We start from the raw sequence: 26,272 nt of genomic DNA, 5'->3' as shown, positions 1-26,272 counted from the left end.
ATTATTTAATATGTCTATTAAAATAGGTATAAATGGAATGGGGAGAATAGGTAAACTAGTTTTATTAGCGGCTATAAACAGAAGTAATATTGATGTAGTATCTATAAATGATTTAGTGTCTATAGAATATTTGTACTATATGTTAAAATATGATTCAGTACATGGATCATTTAAAGGACAAATCTGTATAGAAAATAATAATTATTTGATTATAAATGGAAAACGTATTAAAGTTACTAATATTAAAAATCCTGAAGAATTAAATTGGGGTAAATTAAATGTAAAATATGTTGTTGAATCTACTGGAATTTTTTTAACAAGAAAACTTGCAGAAAAACATTTAAAATCAGGAGCTAAGAAAGTTGTTTTATCAGCACCTCCTAAAGAAGAAAGTATTCCTATGTTTATAATGGGTGTTAATCATGAAAAAATAAGTAAAAATGATATAATAATATCAAATGCATCTTGTACAACAAATTGTTTATCTCCAATTGTTAAAGTATTACATGAAAATTTTGGAATATTTAATGGATTAATGACTACAATACATGCTAGTACATCTACTCAAAAAGTAGTTGATTCTATTTCTCATAGAGATTGGAGAGCAGGAAGGTCATCTTTAATAAATATAATTCCATCTTCTACAGGTGCTGCTAATGCTGTTGGAAAAATAATACCTAGTTTAAATGGAAAATTAACTGGAATGGCATTTAGAGTTCCAGTTGCAAACGTATCAGTATTGGATTTTACAGTTTGTTTAAAAAAAGAAACAAATTTAAACCAGGTTAAAGTTTCGATGAAACATGCTTCTGAAACAATATTAAAAGGGATACTTGGATACACTGAGGACAAAGTAGTTTCTACTGATTTTATAGGTGATAAGAGAATTTCTATTTTTGATGCTAACTCTAGTATAATGTTAACTAATAAATTTTTCAAGATTATTTCATGGTATGATAATGAAGTAGGATATTCTAATAAATTAATAGATTTAATTGAATATATAGAATATATACAATAATTATTGTATAATATTTTTATATAGTATTGTATTATTTTATGGAATGTATTTTATAAAAAAAAACTTTTTTTTTATTTTATCAATTTTAAAAATAAAACTTTTTTTTCCGTTACTTATCCATAAATATGGAGCATTTACGACAGTATTATACATAGATATTTGATCAAACGTTTTTTGTGTTATATTAATAAATTGTGATTTACATTCAATAAGTATGTAAGGATTTTTTTTTTATCTAAGACTAGTATATCTAATCTTTTTATAATTTTTTGTATACGTATAGAAGTTTCTACAAAAATATTTGAATTTTTATAATTTTTAACAGTTTTTAGTAAAAAAATTATGTATTGACGTGTTATTTCTTCTTTTTTAAAAAGAACAAATTTTTTTCTAATTGTACAAAATATATAATTTTTTTCTTTAGTTTTTTTCAAACATAGATAATGTTTTATGAAATTATTCATAAATGCAAAAATGTAAATTTGTTATAATATAACTAAAACTAAATTAAAAAAATATTTTATGTTTTTTTTAAAGGAAAATTGTATACATAATTGTATAATTATAGGTTCTGGCCCTTCTGGATATTCTGCTGCTATATACGCAGCAAGATATGGTCTTAACCCTATTTTATTTTCAGGCCCTAATCCAGGTGGGCAATTAACATATACAAATGATATAGAAAATTATCTTGGATTTCCAGAGAGTATCGATGGAATAAGTTTTATGGATAATTGTAAAAAACAAGCATTACGTTTTAATACTAAAATATTGAATAAAACTATTAATAAAGTTATTCTATCTAATGATATTGGTGGGACTCATAGAGTTTTTTTTGGAAAATCACAAGATTATTTGGATAGTATAGGGATAATAATAGCTACAGGTTCTAGTTCATCATTTTTAGGAATAAAAAAGGAAAAAGAATTGGTTGGATTAGGGATTTCTTTTTGTGCTACTTGTGATGGATTTTTTCATAAGGAAAAAGATGTAGCAGTAGTAGGTGGTGGAGATTCAGCATTAGAGGAGACATTATATTTATCAAAAATTTGTAAAAAAGTTTATCTTTTAGTTAGAAAAAATTATTTAAAAGCTTCAAAAATATTACAAAAGAAAGTTTTTGAAAAAAAAAATGTGGAAATTAATTTTTCATCTATTGTTACAGAAATTATTGGAAATGATTTTTTAGAAGGAATAAAAATTTTTGAAAAAAAAAATAAAACTATTCGTACTGTATTATTAAGTGGATTATTTGTTGCTATTGGACATATACCAAATACAGATATATTTAAAAATCAAATAAATTTAGATAATAAAGGATACATTATAGTGAAAAAAGGAAGTACAATAACAAATAAACCTGGAGTTTTTGCTGCAGGAGATGTTATGGATATTAATTATAGACAAGCAATAACTTCTGCAAGTACTGGATGTATGGCTGCAATAGATTTAGATAAATATTTATCATCTTTATAAAGAAAATATAATGAAAAAAGATAAAGAATTTATAAATTTTTTAATATCTCATTCTAAAACTTATGGATTTGTTTTTCCTTCTAGTGAAATTTATGGTGGAATAAATGCTATTTATGATTATGGACAAAATGGAATAGAATTGAAAAATAATATAAAAGAATTTTGGTGGAAGTCAATGACACAAGTACATGATAATATAGTTGGAATAGATTCTTCTATATTAACTCATTCTAAAATTTGGGAAGCATCTGGTCATATAAGTAAATTTAATGATTTGTTTATTGATAATAAAGATTCTAATAAAAGATATCGTCCTGATCTTCTAATTAAAGAATATGTATATAAAAATTTTTCCAATAAAATTAATAAAAAAAAGGAAATATTATCTCGTTTATCTAGATACATAGAAAATAAGAGTATGGTTGAGATAAAAGATTTAATTTTTGAATTGAATATTCGTGATCCTATATGTAATACTAATAATTGGACAGATATAAGAGATTTTAATATGATGTTTAGAATTAAAGAAGAAAATAATGAAAATAAATTTTTTCTTAGACCTGAAACAGCTCAGGGTATATTTTGTAATTTTAATAATGTAAAAAAATCTAATAGAATGAAAATTCCATTTGGAATAGCTCAAATAGGAAAAGTATTTAGAAATGAGATTATTGCAAGAAGATTTTTGTTTAGACTTAGAGAATTTGAACAGATGGAAATGCAATTTTTTATTAATCCTAAGGATGAAATATATTGGTATGAATATTGGAAAAATATTCGTATTAAATGGCATAAGATATTTAATTTAGGAGAAAAAAAGTATAGATTATTTGATCAAAAAAATCCACCTCATTATGCTAGTAAAGGGGTAGATATTGAATTTAATTTTCCTTTTGGATTTAAAGAGTTAGAAAGTATTCATTCTAGAACAGATTATGACTTAAAAAAACATGAATTTTTTTCTAAAAAAAAATTTAAAGTGTTTGATAATTTAGGAATAAACTATGTCCCATATGTTATAGAAACATCTTTAGGTTTAGATAGATGTTTTTTAGCAATATTATCTTCTTCTCTTAAAAAAGAAAAATTGGAAAATGGAAATACAAGAATTCTACTAAAAATTCCTTCTTATTTATCTCCAGTTAAGGCCGCTATTTTTCCTCTAGTTAGTAAAGATGGATTACCAGAATTAGCAAAAAATTTATTTAATAAAATAAAGTTTAATTATAAATTAGTATATGATTATAAAGAATCTATTGGAAAATTATATAGAAGACAAGATGCTATAGGGACCCCACTTTGTTTTACTGTAGATTATGAAACAATGAGAACAGGAAATGTGACTGTTAGATATAGAGATTCTATGAAACAGAAAAGGATACATATTAATAAAATATCTAGTATAATAAAAAAAGAAACAGCATTAGAAAATGTACTTAAAAAAGTTATTACATAATTTATTTTTTTCTCATTTCAGCTTTAAATTTTTTTTGCAAAAAAAATTTAATTTTTTCCATTGAATGATTAATAATTTTTTCAGTTAATGTTCCATTTTTATTTTCAAACAAAAAACTTATTGTATAAGATTTTTTCAAACTTGAGAAATCTCCTCCTTCATATAAGTCGTATATATTAATATTTTTAATTAAATCTATTTTGTTATTGTGAATAAATTTATTTAGTTCTTCAAATGAAATAGTTTTATCAATTAATATAGATAAATCTCTTCTTGAAATAGGATATTTAATTAATGAAGTACAATTTATTTTATTATTATTAATAATAGATATTAAATACTCCCAATCTATCTCTGCATAAAAAATAGATTTATTTTCCAAAAAACTATTTTTAACTTTTCCTAATTCAATCAAATTTTTGTTATTATAAAATATTGATACTCCAAAATCTAATAATGGATGTTTAGAAAATTTCTGTGTGTAATTAATAATTCCGCATCTTTGAAAAATTTGTTCTATAATGCCCTTTAAATAGAAATAATTATTATATTCTATATCCTTTTCCTTTTTTTCATCTACTTCCATAATAGAAATTCCAAGATTTGTTTTTTCAAAAAAAATGTTATTTTTTTTATAATATATTTTTCCTATTTCAAAGAATTTCATATTTTCTTTTAAACTTTTTCTATTATTATTATAATTATTAATTATACAATCAATCATTCCAAATAATAAACTAGTTCTTAATAAATTGTTATTTTTATTAATAGGATTTATTATCATGATTTCTTCTCTTTTAAAAAAAGAATTTAGTATAATGGAATTTTTATCTCTATTTTTTATAGGATAAGAAATAATTTCCTGAAATCCATAAGAAATTAATTGATTAAAAATAGTTTTTTGTATTTTATTTTCTTTTTTAGAAAAAAAATTAGGTATAGGAGATATTTTTATTCTATTAGATATTTTAATATTTTTAATTCCATAAATACGTAAAATTTCCTCTATTAAATCTATTTCCCTTTTAATATTTGTTCTATACGTAGGAATAGTAACTAAAAAAAAATCCTCATTTTCCGAATTAACAATAATTTCTAGTAAAAAAAGTATTTTCTTAATTTCTTTTTTTGAAATATTTTTTCCAATTACCTGAAAAATTTTTTTATAATAAAGTTTTATTATAAAAGGTATATTAGGTTTAATATAAAAATCAATAATATTATAAAATTTAATTTTATTTTTCTCTATTTTAATTGTTTTCAATAGAAAAATTAATCTTTTTAAAGCAAAACTAGATAAGTTTGGATCTATTCCTTTTTCTAAAAAATATTGATAATCAGTTTCTATTATATGTTTTTTTCTAGTTTTTCTTATAAATAAAGGATCAAAAAATATACTTCCAAAAAAAATATTATTTGTTTTATTGTTTATGTTATATCTTGTATTATTTATAATACCTGATATAGATAATATATTCATATTTTCATCCGTAATTATCAAGTCATTATTATCTAATGTTCTTATAATATTATCATTAAATTGAAAATCTTCAGAAGATTTATCATAAGTTTTTACTAAAATTTTTTTTCCTTTTATCTTGTCGGCATCAAAAACATGTATAGGAATTCCTAATTCATACATTATAAAATTAACAATATCTATTATGTTATTTATTGATTTTATTCCAATAGATTTTAATCTATAAATTAACCAATCAGGAGAAGTTGAAATTCTTATTTTTTCCACAAACATTCCAGAATATCTTATACATTTTTTGTTTTCTTTTACAAAAATTTTATAAGGAGATTTATATTTTTTATATTCTTTTTCATCACTAATTTTTGGAATTAATAAATGTGTGTTATATCCCCTATATTTTAACATAATATATAAATCCCGTGCAATACCATAATGACTCATAGCATCTGTCCGATTTGGCGTAATTTCTAAATATAGGATATAATCTATTTTTTTATTTATATATATTTTTTGAATCTTTTTGACAGGAATTCCAATATCAGCAATAGTATTGCATATTTTTTCTATATCAATATCAAAATATATATAATTTTTAATCCAATTGTATGATATTTTCATGTAGCTATGAAATAAACTATATTAATATAAAATAAAAACATGTATTTTTTATATTTTTCAATAATACTTAAGTATTTTAATAAAGCTTATGAAATAAATTTTTGTTATAAAAAATAGGTAAATTATTTTTATAATAGCGTGAGGGGGATTTGAACCCCCGACCTTTGGGATATGAATCCAATGCTCTAACCAACTGAGCTATCACGCTTTTTTTTTATATTTATTTAAATTTAATACATTTTATGATAGGTAATAGAATAATACTTTTTTTTTATTATGAATGTAGACTTAAGTAATTATAGAAAAAACTACAATAAAGATTGTTTGTTGGAAAATGAAGTACCTGAAAAACCTTTTACATTGTTTCATAAATGGTTTCAAGAAGAAAAATCTTTTTACGGAAAAAATAAAGAAGTGAATGCAATGTCAGTTTCTACTATAGGAAATGATGGAGTTCCAGAAACTAGGATAGTACTTTTAAAAGAATATTCTGAAGAAGGTTTTGTTTTTTATACAAATTATTATAGTTACAAAGGGGTAGCAATAAAAAATAGACCAAAAGTATGTTTATCTTTCTACTGGAATAGAACAGAAAGACAAATTATTATTAAAGGCATTACACATAAAGTTGAAAAAGATAAATCAGACGAGTATTTTAATAAAAGACCTAAAGAAAATAAAATATCTTGTTGGGCCTCTCAACAAAGCTATATTATTTCATCTAAAAAACAATTGGAAAAACAATATAAAAAATGGTATAATTTTTTCTGTAAAAATAGATTAATTATAAAAAGACCTTATTATTGGGGAGGATATATTGTTAAACCATATCAAATTGAATTTTGGCAGGGGCAACCAAATAGACTACATGACAGGATAATGTATAAATTAATGGTTGAAAAAGAGTGGACTTTTTTTAGATTATCTCCATGATATAAAAATAATGTAAAGCATTTAATTAAAACAACTTTACATTGTTTTTTTTATAATTTAGATAGTTCTGCACCAATTTTAAATTTTGCAACTTTCTTACCTGGAATAAGTATTTTTTTTCCTGTTCTAGGATTTATTCCATTTCTTGGATTTCTTACTACAACAGTAAATGTTCCAAATCCAACAAGTGTTACTTTTTTTCCTTTTTTTAGAGATTCAATTACTGTTTCTATAAATGCATCTGTCACATCTTTTGCTTTTATTTTAGTTATTCCAGTTTTTTTAGATATTGAATTAACTAATTCTGTTTTGTTCATGAATTTAAATTTATTATAATAATTAAAATTAATATTACTAAATTACTAATTACTATATAATACTATAACGATTACTCTACTACTACTAGTTATGATAACAAATTATGATAACAAATATATATAAGAAATAATAAATAAATATTACTTTTTTTTATTCTACAAAAATATTATTTTTTATTCTAAATCCATTTATTATATTTTTTACATTCATCCTTTTTTTTCCTTCTATTTGTCCTTCTATAATAGATATTAATCCGGACTTAACAGCAATCATTATTTTTGATGAAGTTATAATTACTTTTCCTATTTTAAAACTATGATATTTTTCTATTTTTTCAATTATAAAAATTTTAAATCTAAGATATTTATTTTTATTTATTATAAAAAATGTCCATGCAGTTGGATAAGGACTTAGTCCTCTAATTTTGTTATAAATTGATCCTATAGTATTATTTTTCCATTTAATTCGACAATCTTCAGTGTATATTTTTGGAGCTTTTTTTAAATCTTTAATGTATATATCATTTTGACTAATAGGGACTATGTCTCTATTAAATACTTTTTCTATAGCTGATATCAACATTTTTCCACTAATTTTTATCATTTTATTTTCTATATCTCCTGCAGTTTCTTTTTGGTTAATAAATATTTTTTTTTGTAATAATATTTTTCCGGAATCTATTTTTTTTTCTATAAAAAAAATTGTTATTCCCGTTTTATTTTCTCCATTTATTATTGCCCAATTTATAGGAGCTGCACCTTTATATTGTGGGAGGAGGGACCCGTGTAAATTTATAGTCCCCATTTTTGGAAAATTCCATATTTTTTCTGGTAAAATCCTAAAAGAAACAACTATTTGAATATCTGAATTCCATTTTTTAAAATTTCTAAAAAATTTAGGATCATTTAAATTATTAGGTTGAAGAAAAGGAATATTATTATCTAATGCATATTTTTTTACTGGAGAAAAAGATTTTTTCCCTATATAGATTGGATTATCAGGAACAGTTATAATTCCAATAATATTATTATTATATTGTTTATATAATTCTTTTAAGGAATAAACTGAAAAATTATTAGATCCTATAAATACTATCTTTGGAAACTTTTTCATACAATATATTTATAATTTAAATACACTAATTTATTTTGTATTTTTGTGAAAAAGTTAATTTAATTTAATTGATATTGAAATTGAATAAAAATAAAATTGAATAAAAATAAAATTGAATAAAAATAAAATTGAATAAAAATAAAATTGAATAAAAATAAAATTGAATAAAAATAAAATTGAATAAAAATAAAATTGAATAAAAATAAAAAAAATTTATAATATGTATTGGACTTTAGAATTAGCGTCTCATTTAGAAGATGCACCATGGCCTGCAACAAAAGAAGAATTAATTGATTTTGCAATTAGAACAGGGGCTCCTTTAGAAGTTGTTGAAAATTTGCAACAGTTGGAAAATGCAGATGGAGAAGTTTTTGAATCTATAGAGGACATATGGGCGGATTATCCACGTGATGATGAAGATTTTTATTGGAATAGAGATGAGTATGAACTTTGATAAAATAAATGTAATTGAATTTTTTAATTACTTTCATTAATATAATATATATATATATCAATGAATTTTATAAAAAGCATACTAACATTATTAAATAAATTATTATTAAATAAAAATCAAAAAGATCTAAAAGAAGCAAATTTTTTTCTAGAAAAAATAAAAAAAGAAGAATATCATTTATCTACATTATCAGATGATGAATTGAGAAATAAGACTAAAAATTTAAAACATATTATCAAACAATCTATAAAGAATTTTACTGAACAAGAAAAATATGTTTTAGAAAAAATAAATAAAAATATTAATTCTATTAATTTTTTAGAGAGATATTATGAAAATTTAGAAAAAATAAGAGAAAAAAGTTACAAAAAAGAACAAGAAATATTAACTATTCTTCTTCCTGAAGCTTTTTCTATTGTAAAAGAAACAGCTAAACGTTTTAAAAATAAGAATGAATTGATAGTAAAATCTACTGATTTTGATATAAAATTATCTAAAATAAAATCTTATGTAAAAATTTATAAAGATAAAGCAATTTGGAAAAATGAATGGGATGCATATGGTAAAAAAGTTATTTGGGATATGGTCCATTATGATGTTCAATTAATTGGTGGAATAGTATTACATCAAGGAAAAATAGCAGAAATGGCAACTGGAGAAGGAAAAACTTTTGTTGCTACTTTATCAGCATATTTAAATTCTTTATCCGGAAAAGGAGTTCATATTGTTACAGTAAATAATTATTTATCTAGAAGAGATGCTGAATGGATGGCTCCATTAATGGAATTTCATATGCTTACAGTTGATTGTATTGATAATTATTTATCTTCTAATACAAAAGGTAGGAAAATAGCATATAAAGCAGATATAACTTACGGAACTAATAATGAATTTGGATTTGATTATTTACGTGATAATATGGCGAATACTAAAGAAGAGTTAGTTCAAAGAGATTTGAATTATGCTATAATAGATGAAATAGATTCTGTATTAATAGATGAAGCTAGGACTCCATTAATTATATCAGGATCTGTAGATGAAAAAAAAGATAATAAAAAAGATTTTGAATTATTTAAAGATAAAGTAATAAAACTTGTTAATGTACAAAATGAAATAATAAATGATTTAATAAAAAAATCAAAAAAATTAATAAGAAAAGGAGAAAATAAAGTTGGAGGATTTAAACTATTACAAGCTTATCGTGGTTTACCAAAAAAAAAGTCATTAATAAAATTTTTAAGTGAGAGAAATGTACGTGGTATCTTACAAAAAATTGAAAGTAAGTATATACAAGATAATGGAAGAGAAATGTATAAAGTAGATAATGATCTATATTTTGTTATTGATGAAAAAAATAATACAGTTGAATTAACTGATAAAGGAATAGAATACTTATCAAAGTATGTAAAAGACAAAAGTTTTTTTATTTTATCTGATATAAATTTAGAACTTTCTGATTTAGAGAAAAAAAAAATATCAAAAGAAGAAAAAATTAAGGAAAAAGAGAAATTATTAAGTGAATTTTCTATTAAATCACAAAGAATACATACAATTCATCAACTTCTTAAAGCAATTACTTTATTTGAAAGAGACATAGATTATGTTGTATTAAATGATAAAGTTAAAATAGTAGATGAACAAACTGGAAGAATTATGGAAGGAAGACGGTATTCCAATGGATTACATCAAGCTATTGAAGCAAAAGAAAATGTAAAAGTAGAATCTTCTAGTCAAACATTTGCAACAATAACATTGCAAAATTATTTTAGGATGTATAAAAAAATATGTGGGATGACAGGAACTGCAGAAACAGAGTCTGGAGAATTTTTGCATATTTATAAACTTGATGTAGTAGTTATTCCTACTCATAAACCTATTATAAGAAAAGATTTACAAGATCTAGTATTTAAAACAAAAAAAGAAAAATATAATTCTATTATAGAAAAAATTATTTATTTGTCTAAATGTAAAAATCGTCCTGTATTAGTAGGAACAACTTCAGTAGAAGTATCAGAATTTTTAAGTAGATCATTAAAATTTAAAAAAATTGCACACAATGTTTTGAATGCTAAATTACATGAAAAAGAAGCAGAAATTATAGCAAAGGCTGGAGATCCAGGAACTGTAACTATAGCAACTAATATGGCAGGAAGGGGAACAGATATAAAATTATCTAAAGAAGTTATAATAAATGGAGGATTGGCAGTTTTAGGAACAGAAAGGCATGACTCTAGAAGAGTAGATAATCAATTAAGAGGAAGAGCAGGGAGGCAAGGGGATCATGGATCAACTCAATTTTATGTATCTTTAGAAGATAATTTAATTCGTTTATTCATTGATTCAGAAAGAATTTCAAAATTAATGGATAAATTTGGACATAAAGAAGGTGATATAATTCAACATTCTTTACTAACTAAATCTATTGAAAAAGCCCAAAAGAAAATAGAAGATAACAATTTTAGTATTAGAAAGCGCTTACTAGATTATGATGATGTTATTAATAAACAAAGGGAATTCATATATAAAAAACGTAAAAATGCCTTATGTGGAAGTGAATTAAATTTAGATATTTCTAATATGATTTATTTTTTATTAGATAAGATGATAAATGTTAATAACTACAAAAAAAATTTTAATAATTTAAAATATGAGTTTTTATATACTTTTGGAATGAAATTTCCAATTTCAGAAGAAAAATTTTTTGATAAAAAATATAATTATAACATAACTAATATTTATGATTTAATAAATAATTTTTATGAAAAAAGAAAAAATGATATTATTTATAATAAAATAAATTCTTTTATTACTTCTAATTTAGATTTACATAAAATTAATAAAAATTATGATAATCATATACAAGTAACGTTTGAATATGAAAATATTTATTTTATAAACTTATTATCAAGTATTAATCAATTTAATAAAACTAAAGGAAATTCTATATTATCAATATTTGAAAGAAAAACTTTATTATACTTTTTGGATGATATATGGAAAAAACATTTAAGAGAAATGGATAATTTAAGATTTTCAGTACAAAATGCAATTTTTGAACAGAAAGATCCTCTTATAGTTTATAAACAAAATGCTTTTTATTTATTTCAAGATATAATTTATGAAATAAACAAAAAAATTATTTCTTTTTTAATAAAATCTAATATAAAAAAAATGCATATATTTTGTATTTCTGATAAAAAAGTAAAAAGTATGAATACTTTTATAAAAAAAAATACTAGTAATAGTAAAAAAATAGGAAGAAATGACAAAATCAATATTATACATTTAATTACAGGTAAAAAAAAATATTTAAAATTTAAAATAGCCAAGTTTTTTTTAGATGATGGAGAATGGATAATAGAAGAATGATACTTTTTTAATAAAATTTTATTATGTTCAATAAAGATAAAACGTATATTTTTAATAGGCCTATTTTGTTTTAGTATTATATGTAATTTTAGTATTAGTTTTTTTGCATATAAAAAGAATTACAATGGGATAAAAAATATCCCATATAATACTTTTGGAGTAGTTTTAGGAACTTCTAAATATTTACCAGGAGGAGGAATAAATGCTTATTTTAAATATAGAATAGATGCTGCTAGTTATCTTTTTTATAATAAAAAAATACAATATATTATTGTAAGTGGGGATAATAGAAGTAAAAATTATAATGAGCCAAAAATGATGAAAAAAGAATTAATAAAAAAAGGAATATCTCCTAATTTTATACATGAAGATTTTTATGGAGTAAATACAATATATTCTATTTCAAGAGTTTATAAAATTTTTCATCAAAAAAAATTTACAATTATATCTCAAAAATTTCATAATGAAAGAGCAATTTTTATTGGAAATTGTTTAGGGTTAGATGTTATAGGATTTAATGCAAAAAGTTTATCTTTTGATAGTAAAATACAGTTTAGAGAATTTTTATCTAGAATAAAAGTTTTTTGGGATATTTTTATTTCTAGATAGATAATACAAAAAATTTGAAAAAATTTTTTCATTATTTTGTTTTTGTGTATTTATTTCTAGTAAAAATGGCTTTTTTGTTTTTTTCCAAAATATTGATAAACTTTTTATTAAATCTGCATAACTGGAAATATTTTTATATTTCCAGTTATGCATTTTACATATTTCTTTTGCTGTAAAAGTATGTTTTGTTTCGAAAAATTTTAATGTTTTTTCAGGTAAATTATTATTATTTGATATTATTTTAAAAATATTTCCACCTCCATTATTTATCAAAATTACTCTAAAATTTTTTGGAGTATAATCATTCCATAAAGCATTGCTATCGTAAAAAAAACTAATATCTCCAATAATAAGAGTTACTCTTTTTTTGCTATTTATAGAATATCCTATTGCAGTTGAAACACTCCCATCTATTCCTGATGTTCCACGATTACAATAAGATAAAATAAAGTTATTCTTTTTTATAAGAAACTGATAATATCTTATTATCATACTATTTCCTAATTGTAAAACTGAATTTTTAGGTATTTTAGAAAATACAATATTAAGTGCTAGTAGGTCAGAAAAACTTTTTTCTTTTTCAAAAAATTTTTTTTGTCTTTTTATTCTTGTTTGTTTTAATTTTTCCCATTTTTTTCTATAATTTGAACAAATATATTTATTATTGTATTTTTCTTTAAATGTTTTAAAAAATGTTTTAGGAGTAATTGGCCAATAAGTAGTTAATTTATAATAAGAATCAGGATAATTATTGCAATTATCACCTATATGCCAATGATAAGTTGGAGGATATTTTGTTAATAAATATCTAATGTTTTTAGATATAATATTATTTCCAATTGTCAATAATATATTAGGTCTTAAACTATTCCATTCTTTATAAGTTATTCCAAAAATCATTTGATCTATATTTGAGAAAAACATATCGTTATATATATGTGATGTACTTTCTATAAGAATGACAATAGTAGGATTAAAACTCATTTTTATCAAAATTTTTTTTATATTTTCATTTTCATTGCATAATCCTAACAAAATCATTTTTTTTTTACATTTACTCCATAATGATTTTTCTTTTTTATAATCTATAGATTTAACAATTTTTTTTTTTATAGATATAATTTTTATTATTTTTGGATTTACTTCTATACTATTAGTAGTTTTATAAAGTGGTTCTGAAAAAGGAATGTTTATGTGTATAGGTTTTTCATATACCATACATTTATTTATAGATTCATTTATTAACTTTTCGTCATACAATAATCCTTTTTCAGTTTCATCTTCTGTTAGTTGAATAAATGATGTTACGTGGTCTTTAAAAATATTTTCTTGATTAATTGATTGACCTTCAAATCCTCCTTTAATTTCTTTAGGTCTATCTGCAGTAATAATAATAATAGGAATTTTTTGATAAAATGCTTCTGTAACAGCTGGATAATAATTAACTACTGCTGAACCAGACGTACAATTTATAATAACTGGTTTTTTTATTTGTTGAGCCATTCCTATTGCAAAAAAACCAGCACAACGTTCATCTACTATACAATAAGTTTTAAATTTACTGTCTTGTGTAAAGTGAATTATAATTGGTGCATTTCTAGATCCTGGAGATATAATAATGTTAAAAATAGATTTTTTCTTTAATATTTTACATAAACTTTGTACAATTTTCTTTTTTGAGTATATTAAATTTTTCATCAATATTTTTTTAAATCAAACCACCATTTACATTTAAAACACATCCTGTTATATAATTTGATAAATATGATGCTAAAAATAAAGCACAATTGGCTACATCTTGTGGTTTCCCAGGTTTTTTTAGTGGTATATTTTTTATCCAATTTTCTTTTGTATTATATTTTAAATGTGAATTCATTTTTGTAGAAATATATCCTGGGGCTATAGCATTACAACGAATATTTTTTTTTCCAAATTCTTTAGCTACTGATTTAGTAAATCCAATAATTCCAGCTTTAGATGCAGCATAACTAGACTGAGCAATATTTCCTGTTAACCCTATAATTGAACTCATATTAATAATGTTGCCTTCCTTTTGTCTAATCATAGGAAAAATTGCATATTTCGTTAGATTAAAAACAGAATAAAGATTTGTTTTTATAACTTTATCCCAATCTTTTTCTGATATTTTAATAAGAAGATTATCTCTTATAATTCCTGCATTATTAACTAATATATCCAACCTTCCATATTTTTTGATTACATTTTCAATGAATAGTTTTGAAGAACTTGTATTTGATAAATCAATTTCATATGCTTCTACAAAATTATTAAATTCTTTTTTTAAATTTTCAGCTTCTATTTTAGAAGATAAAAAAGTAAATATTACATAAGCCCCATGTTTAACAAAAGTTTTTACAATAGACTTACCTATATCTCCTGATCCTCCAGTAACTATAGCTATTTTTTTATTTAATAGTTTCATTTATTGTGTATTTTTTTATTATTTTATATATGAAATTAAATTGTTCTTTTACATTCATAAATGTATTATCTATTTCTATATGATTTAATGATTTTTTTAGTGGTGATATTTTCCTACAAGTATCTTGATTATCTCTATAAATAATATTTTTTTTTATTTCTTCATAATAAATTATTTTACCTTTTTTTTTAATAGAATTATATCTTCTATATGCACGTATATCTAATGAACTTGTAAGAAAAAATTTTAATTCAGATTTTGGAAAAACATGATTACCTATATCTCTTCCATCTACTACTATTCCTTTGTTTTTTCCCATATGTCTTAGTATTTTTGTCAAAATGTTTCTAATTTCTGGTATTTTAGCAATTAAAGAGACTTTTTTATTTACATCATATGATCGAATTTCATTTCGTATATTTTCCTCATTAAAAAAAATATCTGTTTCATTTAATTTTTCATTCCATTTAAATATGAATTTTAAATTCTTTTTTTTTAAAAATTTTATAAAATTTTTTTTATTCCATAAATCGCTTTGAAAAATTTTATTTCGGATAGCTAATAAAGTTATGCATCTATACATAGAACCTGAATCTATATGTTTATATTGCAATTTTTTTGCTATATTTTTTGCTAACGTACTTTTTCCAGATGAAGAATAACCATCTATTGCAATAATTATTTTATTTTGGTTATTATGGTTCATGTTTATGAAAAAATTTATATTTATATGATAATAATTTATAAAAAAGTTTTACTGCCAGGAAGTCAGTAGAAAAATCTTTTGGATTAGGTAAAAGTTCAACTATATCAAATCCAACTATTTTTTTTTTTTTAAATACTTTTTTAAAAAATTTTAAACTTGTATACCAATTCAATCCACCAGGTTCAGGTGTCCCTGTCGATGGGGCAATACTAGGATCAAAAACATCTATATCTATGCTTAAAAAAACATTTTTTGATAGATTTTCAATAGATTTTTCCATCCAATAATCATTACTATTTATTTTATGCATGTAGAATATATTATCTTTTTGAACATATTTTTTTTCAGATATATCCATACTTCGTATTCCTATTTGTATAATAGAATGTTTTTTTGAAGCTTCATGCATAGAACAAGCATGATTATATAAATTACCTTTATATATAGGACGTAGATCAGCATGAGCATCCATATGAAGAATACTTAAATCAGAAAACTTTTCTCCAAAAGCTCTAATACTTCCTATAGATATGGAATGATCTCCACCAATAATAGTAATAAACTTTTTTTTTAAAATATATTTTTTTACGATATCATAAACTTTTTTTACCATTCTTTTTGGAGAAATAGAATAAATATTCTGTATTGAATAATCTATAAATATTCCTTTTTTATATACTTCATAATTAGTTTCAATATCATATAATTCTAAATGATTTGCTGCATATAAAAATGCTTTTGGTCCCATTTTGGAACCTTTTTTACAAGTTTGTGTTCTATCATATGGGATAGGAATTAATACTATTTTTGAATTTTCAATATTAGAATATTTTTTAGATATACCGGAAAAAGTTTTTTTTTCCATAATCCATAAAATTAATAACCTAATATATTTAATATTTCTTCGGGAGTTTGTGTTTTTCTAAATATTTTATATACTAAATTATTTTTTTCATTATCATTATGATTTATTAAAATGTGAATAGGTTGAGGAATTAAACAATGGTGAACTCCATTATATCCACTAATTGTATCTTGATAAGCTCCAGTATTAAAAAATCCAATATAAAGTGGGGAATCTTTTCTATAACAAGGAAGATGTATAGCATTTATATGTTGTTCTGAATTGTAATAATCATCACTATCACATGTTAATCCACCTAGAAATACTCTTTCATAAGAATCGTTCCAACGATTAATTGCCATCATTATGAATCTTTTATTAATAGCCCAAGTATCAGGTAGAGTAGTCATAAATGAACTGTCTATAATGTTCCATTTTTCTCTGTCATTTTGACGTTTTTGACCAAGAATTTTGTATATTATTCCACTACTTTCTCCTACAGTATATGAGCCAAATTCTGTGTATATATGTGGGACTGAAATATTTTCTTCTTGACAAAACTTTTTTATTCTATATATAATCTCATTAACCATATATTCATAATTATATGTGAAAGATATTGAAGTTTTTATTGGGAACCCCCCACCTATATTTAGAATATCCAATTTTGGCTCTATTTTTTTTAGTTTTGCATATACGTGCAAGCATTTAAAAAGTTCATTCCAATAATAATCTGTATCTTTTATTCCTGTATTTACAAAAAAATGTAGCATTCTCAATTCTATTTTTGGATTATTTTTTATTTTATTCATATAAAAAAAAATAATATCCTTACACCTAATTCCTAATCTAGAAGTGTAAAATTCAAATTTTGGTTCTTCTTCAGAAGCAATTCTAATTCCTAATTTAAAAGGTGAGTTAATAGTCAAACTAAGTTGTTCTAACTCGTCAAAATTATCAAGAATGGGGATAATATTATAAAATCCATTATTTATGAGATAAGATATGTTATTTATATAATTTTTTGTTTTAAATCCATTACATATAATTTCTATATTTTTATTTGTTTTTCCTTTTTTGTAAAGATTTTTAACAATTTCTATATCATAAGCATATGAAGTTTCAATGCTAATATTATTTTTCAATACTTCTTCCAATATAAAGTAAAAATGAGAACTTTTTGTACAATAACAATAAGTGTATTTATTATTATATTGGTTAATGTTAATAGCCTTTTGAAACCATTTTTTTGCTTTTTTTATATTTTGTGATATTTTAGGTAAATATGTAAATTTTAATGGACTTCCATAATTTTTAATAAGATTTATTAATGGAATTCCATGAAATTCTAAAAAATTATTTTTAATAGTAAATTCTTCAGTAGGGAGCTCTAAAGTTTGATTTATTAGATCATAATAACTTTTTTTCATAGTATAAAAAAATTTGTAGAAGAAAATGTATAAAATTTTATTTTTTATTATTGTAATTGTACATGTACATTAAAAATTCCTTTAAAAATTTGTCTATTTCTCCATTCATTACAGATTGTATCTTAGTAGTTTCATAATTTGTCCTTAGATCTTTAACTAATTTATAAGGATGCATAATATAATTACGTATTTGAGAACCCCACTCTATTTTTTTTTTACTCGATTTTATTTTTTCTTCTTTTTCATTTTTTTTTAATAATTCTATGTTAAATAATCTTGATTTTAATAGTTTTAAAGCATTTTTTCTATTTTTTACTTGAGTACGGTCTTCAGTATTTTCTATAATAATACCAGTAGGAATATGACGTAATCGTACTCCAGTTTCAACTTTGTTTACATTTTGACCTCCTGCTCCACCAGAACGAAAAGTTTGCCATTCAATATCTGAATCTTTTATATTGATACTAATATTTTTATCTATCATTGGATAGACATAAACAGAAGAAAAAGAGGTATGTCTTTTAGAATTGCTATCAAAAGGAGATATTCTAATTAATCTGTGTACTCCATTTTCTCCTTTTAAATATCCAAATGCATATTTTCCTTCTATTTCTAATGTTACTGATTTAATTCCAGTAATTTCTCCATAAGTATGATGATTTTTTTTTACTGAAAAATTATTTTTATCCGCCCACATAATATACATTCTCATTAACATATTAGTCCAATCACAACTTTCAGTACCTCCAGCACCGGAAGATATTTGCAATATTGCATTTAAAACATCTTCTTTTTTTGATAAAATATTTTTTAACTCTATGTTATATAATAATTTTTTAGTTTTAAAGAATTGTTTTTCAAGTTCTTCATTTATATTTTCTTCTTTAGATAATGAATATATAATTTTTAAATCTTCTAGAGAAGTATTTAATTCTGTAAATTCTTTTACGCATTTATTCATATTCTGTATGTTCCTTATCCAATTTTTATATTGTATTTTATTTTTCCATAAATTTGTATTAAATATTTTTTTTTGTTCTTTTTTAAGATCTTTTTTTATTTTATCAATATTAAAAAAATTACAAATTTTAAGTACTTTTTTTGAAATAAAGTGTATTTCATCTTCTTTAATTATCATATTTGCGAAAATAAATATTTTGAAATAATTAGTCTATTAGACTATAAAATTATTTCGGTTATAAATTTTTTTTATATTATATAAAAAATTTTATATGAATTATAAAAAACTTACCTTAAAATCTCAGGAAGTAATACAAAATGCTCAATATATTGCATTAAATAAAAATCAACAGTCTATTGAAAATTCACATATTTTAAAATCGATTTTAAATGTCGAAAAAAACATAATTCCTTATATTTTTCAAAAATTATCAGTTAATTATAAAATAATAATAAAAGAATTAGATGATATTATATCCTCCTATCCAAAAATAATAAGTGGATCATTTACTCAACATTTCAGTAATAATGTTACAAAAATGTTAAATATATCTGAAAATTATGCTAAAATTTTAAAAGATGAATTTATTTCTGTAGAACATATTTTTTATGGAATTTTTGTTGTATCTGATAAAACTTCTCAATTATTAAAAAACCAAGGAATAACAGAAAATAAAATAAAAAGTATTATACAAAATATTAGAAATAAAAATGGTAATGTAGTTTCTTCTACGGTAGAAAATACATACAATGCGTTGGAGAAATATGCTAAAAATCTTAATGAATTGGCTTATAATGGGAAATTAGATCCTGTTATTGGAAGAGATGAAGAAATTCGTAGAGTATTACAAATATTATCTAGAAGAACAAAAAATAATCCTATTTTGATAGGAGAACCAGGAGTAGGAAAAACAGCTATTGCAGAAGGATTAGCTCACCGTATTACAAGTGGGGATATTCCAGAAAATTTAAAAAATAAGAGAGTTTTTTCCCTGGATATGGCATCTTTAATTGCAGGAGCAAAATATAAAGGAGAATTTGAAGAAAGACTAAAATCTGTAATAAAAGAAGTTACTTATTCAAATGGAAAAATTATTTTGTTTATTGATGAAATTCATACTTTAGTTGGGGCTGGAGGAGGAGAAGGAGCTATGGATGCAGCAAATATTTTGAAACCAGCATTAGCAAAAGGGGAACTTAGAGCAGTTGGAGCCACTACATTAAATGAATATCAGAAATATTTTAAAGAGGATAAAGCTTTAGAAAGAAGATTTCAACAAGTGTATGTTAATGAACCTACAGTATCTGATGCTATTTCTATATTACGTGGAATTAAAGATAAATATGAAAGTCATCACAAAGTAAGAATTAAAGATGAATCTATTATAGCTGCTGTAGAATTGTCTAAACGTTATATAAATGAACGTTATCTTCCTGATAAAGCAATTGATCTTATTGACGAGGCTGCTTCAAAATTGAGAATGGAAATTAATTCTAAACCAGAAAAACTAGATGTATTATATAGGAAAATTATGCATATGGAAATTCAAATAGAAGCTTTAAAGAGGGAGAAAGATGAAAAACAATTAATTCCTTTAAAAAAAGAATTATACAAATTAAATGATAAAAAAAATAAATTAGAATCTCAATGGCAAAGTGAAAAGGATTTAGTAGAAGGAATACAAAAGTCTAAAGATAAAATAGAACATTTTAAATTTGAATCTGAGCAAGCAGAAAGATTAGGAGATTATGGAAAAGTAGCAGAACTAAGATATGGGAAAATTAAGGAAGAAGAAAACAAAATAAAATTATTTGAAAAAGAATTAAAAAGTAAAGAATATAAAGGAAAAAAAATGATACAAGAGGAAGTATCAAAGGAAGATATAGCACAGGTAATTTCTAAATGGACTGGTATTCCCATTACTAAAATGTTACAAAGTGAAAAAAATAAATTGCTTTCTTTAGAGAAAGAATTGCATAAAAGAGTTATAGGACAAGATGAAGCAATTAAATCTATATCAAATGCAATAAGAAGGGTTAGAGCTGGATTACAAGATGAAAAAAGGCCTATAGGATCTTTTATTTTTATGGGTAGTACAGGAGTAGGAAAAACAGAACTTGCAAAGGCCTTATCAGAATATTTATTTGATGATGAAAATAATATGGTAAGAATAGATATGAGTGAATATCAAGAACGTCATTCTATAAGTAGATTAATAGGAGCTCCACCAGGATATGTAGGCTATGATGAAAGTGGGCAATTAACAGAATCTATAAGAAGAAGACCATATAGTGTTATTTTATTAGACGAAATAGAAAAAGCCCATTCTAATGTTTTTAATATACTTTTACAAGTTTTAGATGATGGAAGATTAACAGATAATAAAGGTAGAACGGTAAACTTTACTAATACAATTATTATTATGACTTCTAATATAGGATCAGATATTATTCAAAAAAATTTATATAAAGAAATTTCATATAATGAAATAGAAACTTTAAAAAAATCTATAGTTAATTTATTAAAAAATATTCTTAGACCAGAATTTATTAATCGTATAGATGAAATTATTTTATTTAAACCTCTTACTATAAAAGAAATTAAAGAAGTTGTTAAATTACAAATAAAAAAGTTGGAAAATATTTTATCAAAAAAAAATATTTCCATAGAATATACAAATGAAGCTATAGATTACTTATCAGAAAAGGGGTATGATTTTAATTTTGGTGCTAGACCATTAAAAAGAGTTATTCAACATGATATTTTAAACAATTTATCTAAGGAAATTCTTAAAGGTAAAATTAAAAAAAATTATAATATTTTGATAGATTTTTTTAAAGAACAAGGAATTGTATTTAGAAAATCAGAAAAATTAATAAAAGAAATTCATAGTGATTCATAAATCAGGTTTTATAGATATAATAGGAGATCCAAATGTTGGAAAATCAACTTTAATTAATTCTCTTGTTGGAGAAAAAATTTCTATTATTACAGATAAACCACAAACTACTCGTAAAAAAGTATTAGGAATTATTAATAAACCTAATTATCAAATGATATTTTCTGATACTCCAGGAATAATACATAAACCTGTTTATCTTATGCAAAAGATGATGATGATAGATATAAAAAAATCATTAAATTCTGCAGATATAATTTTAATAATTACAGAAATTGGAAAATACAAATATATTTCAAAAGATTTTTTTGATTGTATAACAAATAAAAATATACCTATAATTGTTTTAATTAATAAGATTGATAAAATAGGAATAAAATATAAAGAAAATGTATTATATAATACAATATATTATTGTAATAAACTATTTCCTGATTTAGAAATTTTACCAATATCTGCGTTGAAAAATATAAATAAAGATTTTTTAATGAAAAAAATAGAATCTTTATTGCCTGAACATCCACCTTTTTATCCTAAAAAATATATAAGTAATAGACCAAAACGTTTTTTCGTAAATGAAATGATAAGAGAAAATATATATATTTTATATGACAAAGAAATTCCTTATTCTACAGAAGTTGTAACTGATTTTTTTAAAGAAAAACAAAATATAATAAATATACGTTCTTCTATTTATGTAGAGAAAGAATCTCAAAAAGGAATTTTAATAGGAAAAAAAGGAAATATTTTGAATAAATTAAAACTTATGTCTATAAAAAATATAGAACATTTTTATGAAAAAAAAATTAGATTACTTTTCCATGTTAAAGTTAGTAAAAATTTCAGGTATAATTTTAGTAAATTAAAACATTTTGGATACTAGGATACTAAATTTTATATAAATTTTATAATAAAAAATTCTTTTTTACCAAATTGAAATAAAATATACTTGTCTTTTATTAAATCTTTTTTTACAAGCAAAAAATTTTTTTTTATAATAATTTTATTTACATAAATAGAATTATTTTTTATAGCATAATTTGCTTTTTTTTTAGATTTTAAAAATCTACTATTTTTCAATATATCTATTAAAAATATTCCATAATTTAATTCTTTCTTAGAAAATAAAATATGGGGAATATTTTCATATATGGAAGTCATTATATCTTCATTTAAAGATTGTAAAATTTTATTATTATTATCAAATAATATTGATGTTATTTTTGTTATTTTTTTTAATTCTTTATCTCCATGGATCCACTTAGTGATTACATTTGCTAATTTTTTTTGAAGTAATCTTTTACTTGGATTATATCTATGTTCTACTATTAAATTTTCTATTTTTTCTTTAGATAAAAATGTGTACATTTTTATATATTTTTCTGCGTCATTATCTGATATGTTTATCCAAAATTGGTATAATTTGTATGGAGAAGTTTTATTTCTATCTAACCATATATTTTCTAATTCTTCACTTTTTCCAAATTTTAATCCATTAGGGCTTGTTATAAGAGGACAAGTAAATCCATATACTTTTTTTCCTGTTATTTTTTTAATAAGTTCTATTCCGGTAATTATATTACCCCATTGATCTGATCCTCCAATTTGTAATTGGCAATTTTTTGTTCTATTCAAATGTAAATAGTCATACCCCTGTATAATAGAATATGATAATTCAGTAAAAGATAGTCCTTTTTTTTTGTTTTTTATTCTATTTTTTACAGAATCCTTAGATATCAAATAATTTACAGTAAAATGCTTTCCAATTTCACGAATAAATTCTATAAATGTAATGTTTTTAATCCAATCTAAATTATTTAACAATTCTATTTTTTTTGAATGATAACTAAATAAATTAAATATTTGATTTTTTATAGATATTACATATTTTTGTAATATATCTTTTTTCAAAAAAATTCTTTCATTCTTTTTTTCAGAAGGATCCCCTATAAATCCTGTTGCTTCACCAATAATTACTATTTGTTTGTGACCTATATTTTGAAGATGAATTGATACAATAATAGGAATTAAACTCCCTATGTGAAGAGAATCATATGTTGGATCAAATCCAATATAGACTGTAGTCTTTTTTCTAAGTATATTTTCTAATCCAGTAACTTTATCTTGAATTAATCCTCTCCAAGAGAGTTCGTCTAAAATATTTTGCATTATAGTTATAATTAATAAATGAAGAAAAAAATTATATTGTATAATCTATATAACTTATTTTTTAATTTTATTCACATATTTTTTGATTCCTTTTTTTATGAAAAAAGATTCTTATTTGTGTTAATAAAAATCTATATTTTTTTATTTTTTATAAATAATTTTATATTTTTTGTTCTTTGTTTTATGAAAAAGAAAAATAGTAAATTTCTAATAAAAATATATACTTATTTAATTTTCACAAAGATGCTGTTTATGTCTGTTGTATTTTTTTATTTTATTGATTATAATTATTCAAGTTATTTTAACTGTAGAATTAAAATATTTAATCTTGTTTTATCATATTTTGTAACATTGTTCATTAGTGTAATTATTATTACAAATAAATAATTGTTTCTATCTTAATTTTAAATTATTTTTAATAAATCTTTCTCTTACAATGTATTCTACAGATTTATTTTCTATTTTTGAAGAAATCCAAGATAAAATATCCAAATACAAAAAAGTTCTTTTTTCATAAGGATGATTGTAGTATTTTATTAATTTTTCTTTCAATTTTATAAAATTATTTTTTACTTGATGTGGATATACACTTCTTAAATTTTTGAAAAAAAGAATAATTTCTTTTTGAACAATATATCCATCATTCATTTTTATGAAAAATTTATACGTAGACTGTATTTTTTGATCCATATTATCATCTAAACCACTTTCGTAACAAGATATTAAATATAATAATCTAGAAAAACATTGTAAATCTTGTCGTAAGTTTTTTCTTTTATTTTCTATAATATTAGATAAATATTTAATAGTATTAGAATAATCTCCACTACCAAAATATAAACATGAAATTTTGTAGTATAGTACCATTATATAATGATAGTCCATTCGTTTACAAAATTTTTTAAAATTTGATATAAACGATGGAATTATTTTTTTAACTCCTTCAGAAAAAGTTCCATCCATATAATGTTTATTAATTCGATTAGCATATGTATATATGAAAATTAATATTTCAGTATTTTCGTTTATAAGTATTTTTTTGTTTTTTACTTCATTTTCAAATTGCATTAATACACTTGTGAATTTTGAATAATGATTTAAATAAAATAGTGTATCTAATAAATAATGATATCCTTTAATATAACTTACTGGAGCTATTTTTTTTGCATTTGAATAAGATTGAAATAATTTTATCCATTTTTTAGATGATCTATAGCACATTATAAAATCTTGACGAATATGATAATACCATGCTTTAGATTGATATAAAAATAATTTTTCATAAAAACTAAGTTTAGTTATATTAAATTTTTGAGTATTGGTACGAAAATAAGTTTCTATAAAAATATTGTCTTTTTCATTTCTTACGTATCCTACTTTTAAATATAGATCATAAAGTTCTAATGATAAACTGGATAATGCATTACATTGTTTTATCTTTTCTACTAATTCTTTAGATTCTGAAGACAGATCTTCTGATCTAGAACAAATACTTCTAGTTATATGTTGAGATTCTATCATTTTTTCAAATTCTACTAATTCCAATAAAATAGTGTTTAATTCATAATTTTTTGCGATTATTTTGGCTTTTTTCAAAAGTTTTAAACTTTGTATATATAGACCTTTATTATATAATATTCTAGAGAAATCTAGATACTGACGTATTTTAATATCATAATTTATTTTTACATGTTGAATTTTTAGACTTATTAATAATTGATTATATAAATATCTTTTAATATTGGATAGTTGAACTTTACTTATTTTTGTATTATTCAATATTTTTTTTTCATTATAATTATCAATTTTCATCATATTCTTAAATAACATCATAAACTTGGAATTTTTATTTTTTTTTATGCGTTTTACATATAATTGAAAATGTCTTTTTTCAGATTTTGATAATGTTTTAATTAATAAAAAAAGATTATCATATTGATTTTTCATGTAATTGGATATAGTATTTTTTCTTT

At 21.9% G+C, this 26,272-nt stretch carries 20 protein-coding genes, 1 tRNA gene and 1 pseudogene; 9 read left to right on the top strand and 13 right to left on the bottom strand.

Going from position 1 to position 26,272, the window contains the following annotated elements:
* Positions 1–10 precede the first annotated feature (10 nt).
* Positions 11–1,021 (top strand): type I glyceraldehyde-3-phosphate dehydrogenase, encoded by a 1,011-nt coding sequence (gap, locus tag H0H76_RS02745; RefSeq protein ID WP_185855495.1) that lies wholly within the window; start codon positions 11–13, stop codon positions 1,019–1,021.
* A 36-nt stretch (positions 1,022–1,057) separates the two neighbouring features.
* Here the strand turns inward: gap and H0H76_RS02740 are convergent.
* Positions 1,058–1,485 (bottom strand): annotated as a pseudogene (locus H0H76_RS02740) (type I restriction enzyme HsdR N-terminal domain-containing protein).
* 58 nt (positions 1,486–1,543) lie between these two features.
* Here H0H76_RS02740 and trxB point away from each other — a divergent pair.
* Both trxB and H0H76_RS02730 read left to right on the top strand, forming a co-directional pair.
* Complete coding sequence (trxB, locus tag H0H76_RS02735; protein ID WP_185855494.1) at positions 1,544–2,497, top strand: thioredoxin-disulfide reductase; 954 nt, start codon at positions 1,544–1,546, stop codon at positions 2,495–2,497.
* Positions 2,498–2,507: 10 nt separating this feature from the next.
* Positions 2,508–3,953: a glycine--tRNA ligase gene (locus H0H76_RS02730; RefSeq protein ID WP_185855493.1), complete on the top strand. Its 1,446-nt coding sequence runs from the start codon at positions 2,508–2,510 to the stop codon at positions 3,951–3,953.
* A 1-nt stretch (position 3,954) separates the two neighbouring features.
* Here H0H76_RS02730 and pheT read toward each other — a convergent pair whose 3' ends face one another.
* Together pheT and H0H76_RS02720 are read right to left on the bottom strand one after the other, a co-directional pair.
* Positions 3,955–6,051, bottom strand: coding sequence for a phenylalanine--tRNA ligase subunit beta (pheT, locus tag H0H76_RS02725; protein WP_185855492.1), 2,097 nt, complete (start codon positions 6,049–6,051; stop codon positions 3,955–3,957).
* 134 nt (positions 6,052–6,185) lie between these two features.
* Positions 6,186–6,259, bottom strand: a tRNA-Met gene (locus tag H0H76_RS02720).
* Between the two features lie 68 nt (positions 6,260–6,327).
* On the opposite strand from H0H76_RS02720, the gene pdxH reads away from it, so the two are divergent.
* The gene (gene pdxH, locus H0H76_RS02715) at positions 6,328–6,984 is read left to right on the top strand and encodes a pyridoxamine 5'-phosphate oxidase (protein ID WP_185855491.1); all 657 of its coding nucleotides are present in this window, start codon (positions 6,328–6,330) and stop codon (positions 6,982–6,984) included.
* Positions 6,985–7,034: 50 nt separating this feature from the next.
* Here pdxH and H0H76_RS02710 read toward each other — a convergent pair whose 3' ends face one another.
* Positions 7,035–7,301 carry an HU family DNA-binding protein gene (locus H0H76_RS02710; protein WP_185855490.1) on the bottom strand — a complete coding sequence of 89 codons (267 nt, stop codon included), beginning with the start codon at positions 7,299–7,301 and terminating at the stop codon, positions 7,035–7,037.
* 151 nt (positions 7,302–7,452) lie between these two features.
* Entirely contained in the window at positions 7,453–8,415 is a 963-nt protein-coding gene (fmt, locus tag H0H76_RS02705) for a methionyl-tRNA formyltransferase (protein WP_185855489.1), read from the bottom strand.
* A gap of 220 nt (positions 8,416–8,635) precedes the next feature.
* Here fmt and H0H76_RS02700 point away from each other — a divergent pair, with 220 nt between their 5' ends.
* Genes H0H76_RS02700 through H0H76_RS02690 form a run of 3 tightly spaced genes read left to right on the top strand, consistent with a single transcriptional unit; the run spans position 8,636 to position 12,847 of the window.
* Complete coding sequence (locus H0H76_RS02700; protein ID WP_185855488.1) at positions 8,636–8,869, top strand: DUF2795 domain-containing protein; 234 nt, start codon at positions 8,636–8,638, stop codon at positions 8,867–8,869.
* Positions 8,870–8,929: 60 nt separating this feature from the next.
* Positions 8,930–12,238, top strand: a complete 3,309-nt coding sequence (locus H0H76_RS02695) for a preprotein translocase subunit SecA (RefSeq protein WP_185855487.1) — start codon at positions 8,930–8,932, stop codon at positions 12,236–12,238.
* Positions 12,239–12,253: 15 nt separating this feature from the next.
* Positions 12,254–12,847, top strand: coding sequence for a SanA/YdcF family protein (locus H0H76_RS02690; RefSeq protein WP_317168073.1), 594 nt, complete (start codon positions 12,254–12,256; stop codon positions 12,845–12,847).
* Here the strand turns inward: H0H76_RS02690 and menD are convergent.
* The 6 genes from menD to prfB are packed head-to-tail and all read right to left on the bottom strand — an operon-like array spanning position 12,803 to position 19,405.
* A complete protein-coding gene (gene menD / locus H0H76_RS02685; protein ID WP_238783877.1) occupies positions 12,803–14,545 on the bottom strand; it encodes a 2-succinyl-5-enolpyruvyl-6-hydroxy-3-cyclohexene-1-carboxylic-acid synthase in 1,743 nt (580 codons plus the stop codon). The two genes, H0H76_RS02690 and menD, sit on opposite strands and share 45 nt — an antisense overlap.
* Before the next feature lie 10 nt (positions 14,546–14,555).
* Positions 14,556–15,290 carry a 3-oxoacyl-ACP reductase FabG gene (gene fabG, locus H0H76_RS02680; protein ID WP_185855486.1) on the bottom strand — a complete coding sequence of 245 codons (735 nt, stop codon included), beginning with the start codon at positions 15,288–15,290 and terminating at the stop codon, positions 14,556–14,558.
* The gene (gene cmk, locus H0H76_RS02675; RefSeq protein WP_185855485.1) at positions 15,274–15,996 is read right to left on the bottom strand and encodes a (d)CMP kinase; all 723 of its coding nucleotides are present in this window, start codon (positions 15,994–15,996) and stop codon (positions 15,274–15,276) included. The genes fabG and cmk overlap by 17 nt, the downstream gene beginning before the upstream one ends.
* On the bottom strand, positions 15,986–16,861 hold the full coding sequence (gene speB / locus H0H76_RS02670; protein WP_185855484.1) for an agmatinase: 876 nt from the start codon (positions 16,859–16,861) through the stop codon (positions 15,986–15,988). Before speB ends, cmk begins: the two co-directional genes overlap by 11 nt.
* 11 nt (positions 16,862–16,872) lie before the next feature.
* Positions 16,873–18,270, bottom strand: a complete 1,398-nt coding sequence (locus tag H0H76_RS02665) for a type III PLP-dependent enzyme domain-containing protein (RefSeq protein ID WP_185855483.1) — start codon at positions 18,268–18,270, stop codon at positions 16,873–16,875.
* Positions 18,271–18,307: 37 nt separating this feature from the next.
* Positions 18,308–19,405, bottom strand: coding sequence for a peptide chain release factor 2 (gene prfB / locus H0H76_RS02660; protein WP_185855803.1), 1,098 nt, complete (start codon positions 19,403–19,405; stop codon positions 18,308–18,310).
* A 97-nt stretch (positions 19,406–19,502) separates the two neighbouring features.
* On the opposite strand from prfB, the gene clpB reads away from it, so the two are divergent.
* Together clpB and era are read left to right on the top strand one after the other, a co-directional pair.
* A complete protein-coding gene (clpB, locus tag H0H76_RS02655) occupies positions 19,503–22,133 on the top strand; it encodes an ATP-dependent chaperone ClpB (RefSeq protein WP_185855482.1) in 2,631 nt (876 codons plus the stop codon).
* Positions 22,123–23,013 (top strand): GTPase Era, encoded by an 891-nt coding sequence (era, locus tag H0H76_RS02650; RefSeq protein ID WP_185855481.1) that lies wholly within the window; start codon positions 22,123–22,125, stop codon positions 23,011–23,013. Before clpB ends, era begins: the two co-directional genes overlap by 11 nt.
* Positions 23,014–23,024: 11 nt before the next feature.
* Here the strand turns inward: era and tyrS are convergent, their stop codons facing one another.
* Positions 23,025–24,299, bottom strand: a complete 1,275-nt coding sequence (gene tyrS / locus H0H76_RS02645; RefSeq protein ID WP_185855480.1) for a tyrosine--tRNA ligase — start codon at positions 24,297–24,299, stop codon at positions 23,025–23,027.
* 393 nt (positions 24,300–24,692) lie between these two features.
* Complete coding sequence (locus tag H0H76_RS02640; protein ID WP_238783876.1) at positions 24,693–26,246, bottom strand: hypothetical protein; 1,554 nt, start codon at positions 26,244–26,246, stop codon at positions 24,693–24,695.
* Positions 26,247–26,272: the final 26 nt, after the last annotated feature.

This window comes from Blattabacterium cuenoti, from assembly GCF_014251275.1.
GTDB lineage: Bacteria > Bacteroidota > Bacteroidia > Flavobacteriales > Blattabacteriaceae > Blattabacterium > Blattabacterium cuenoti_AG.
The sequence above is the reverse complement of the archived record's forward strand: the minus strand, read 5'-3'. Positions and strand labels throughout refer to the sequence as shown.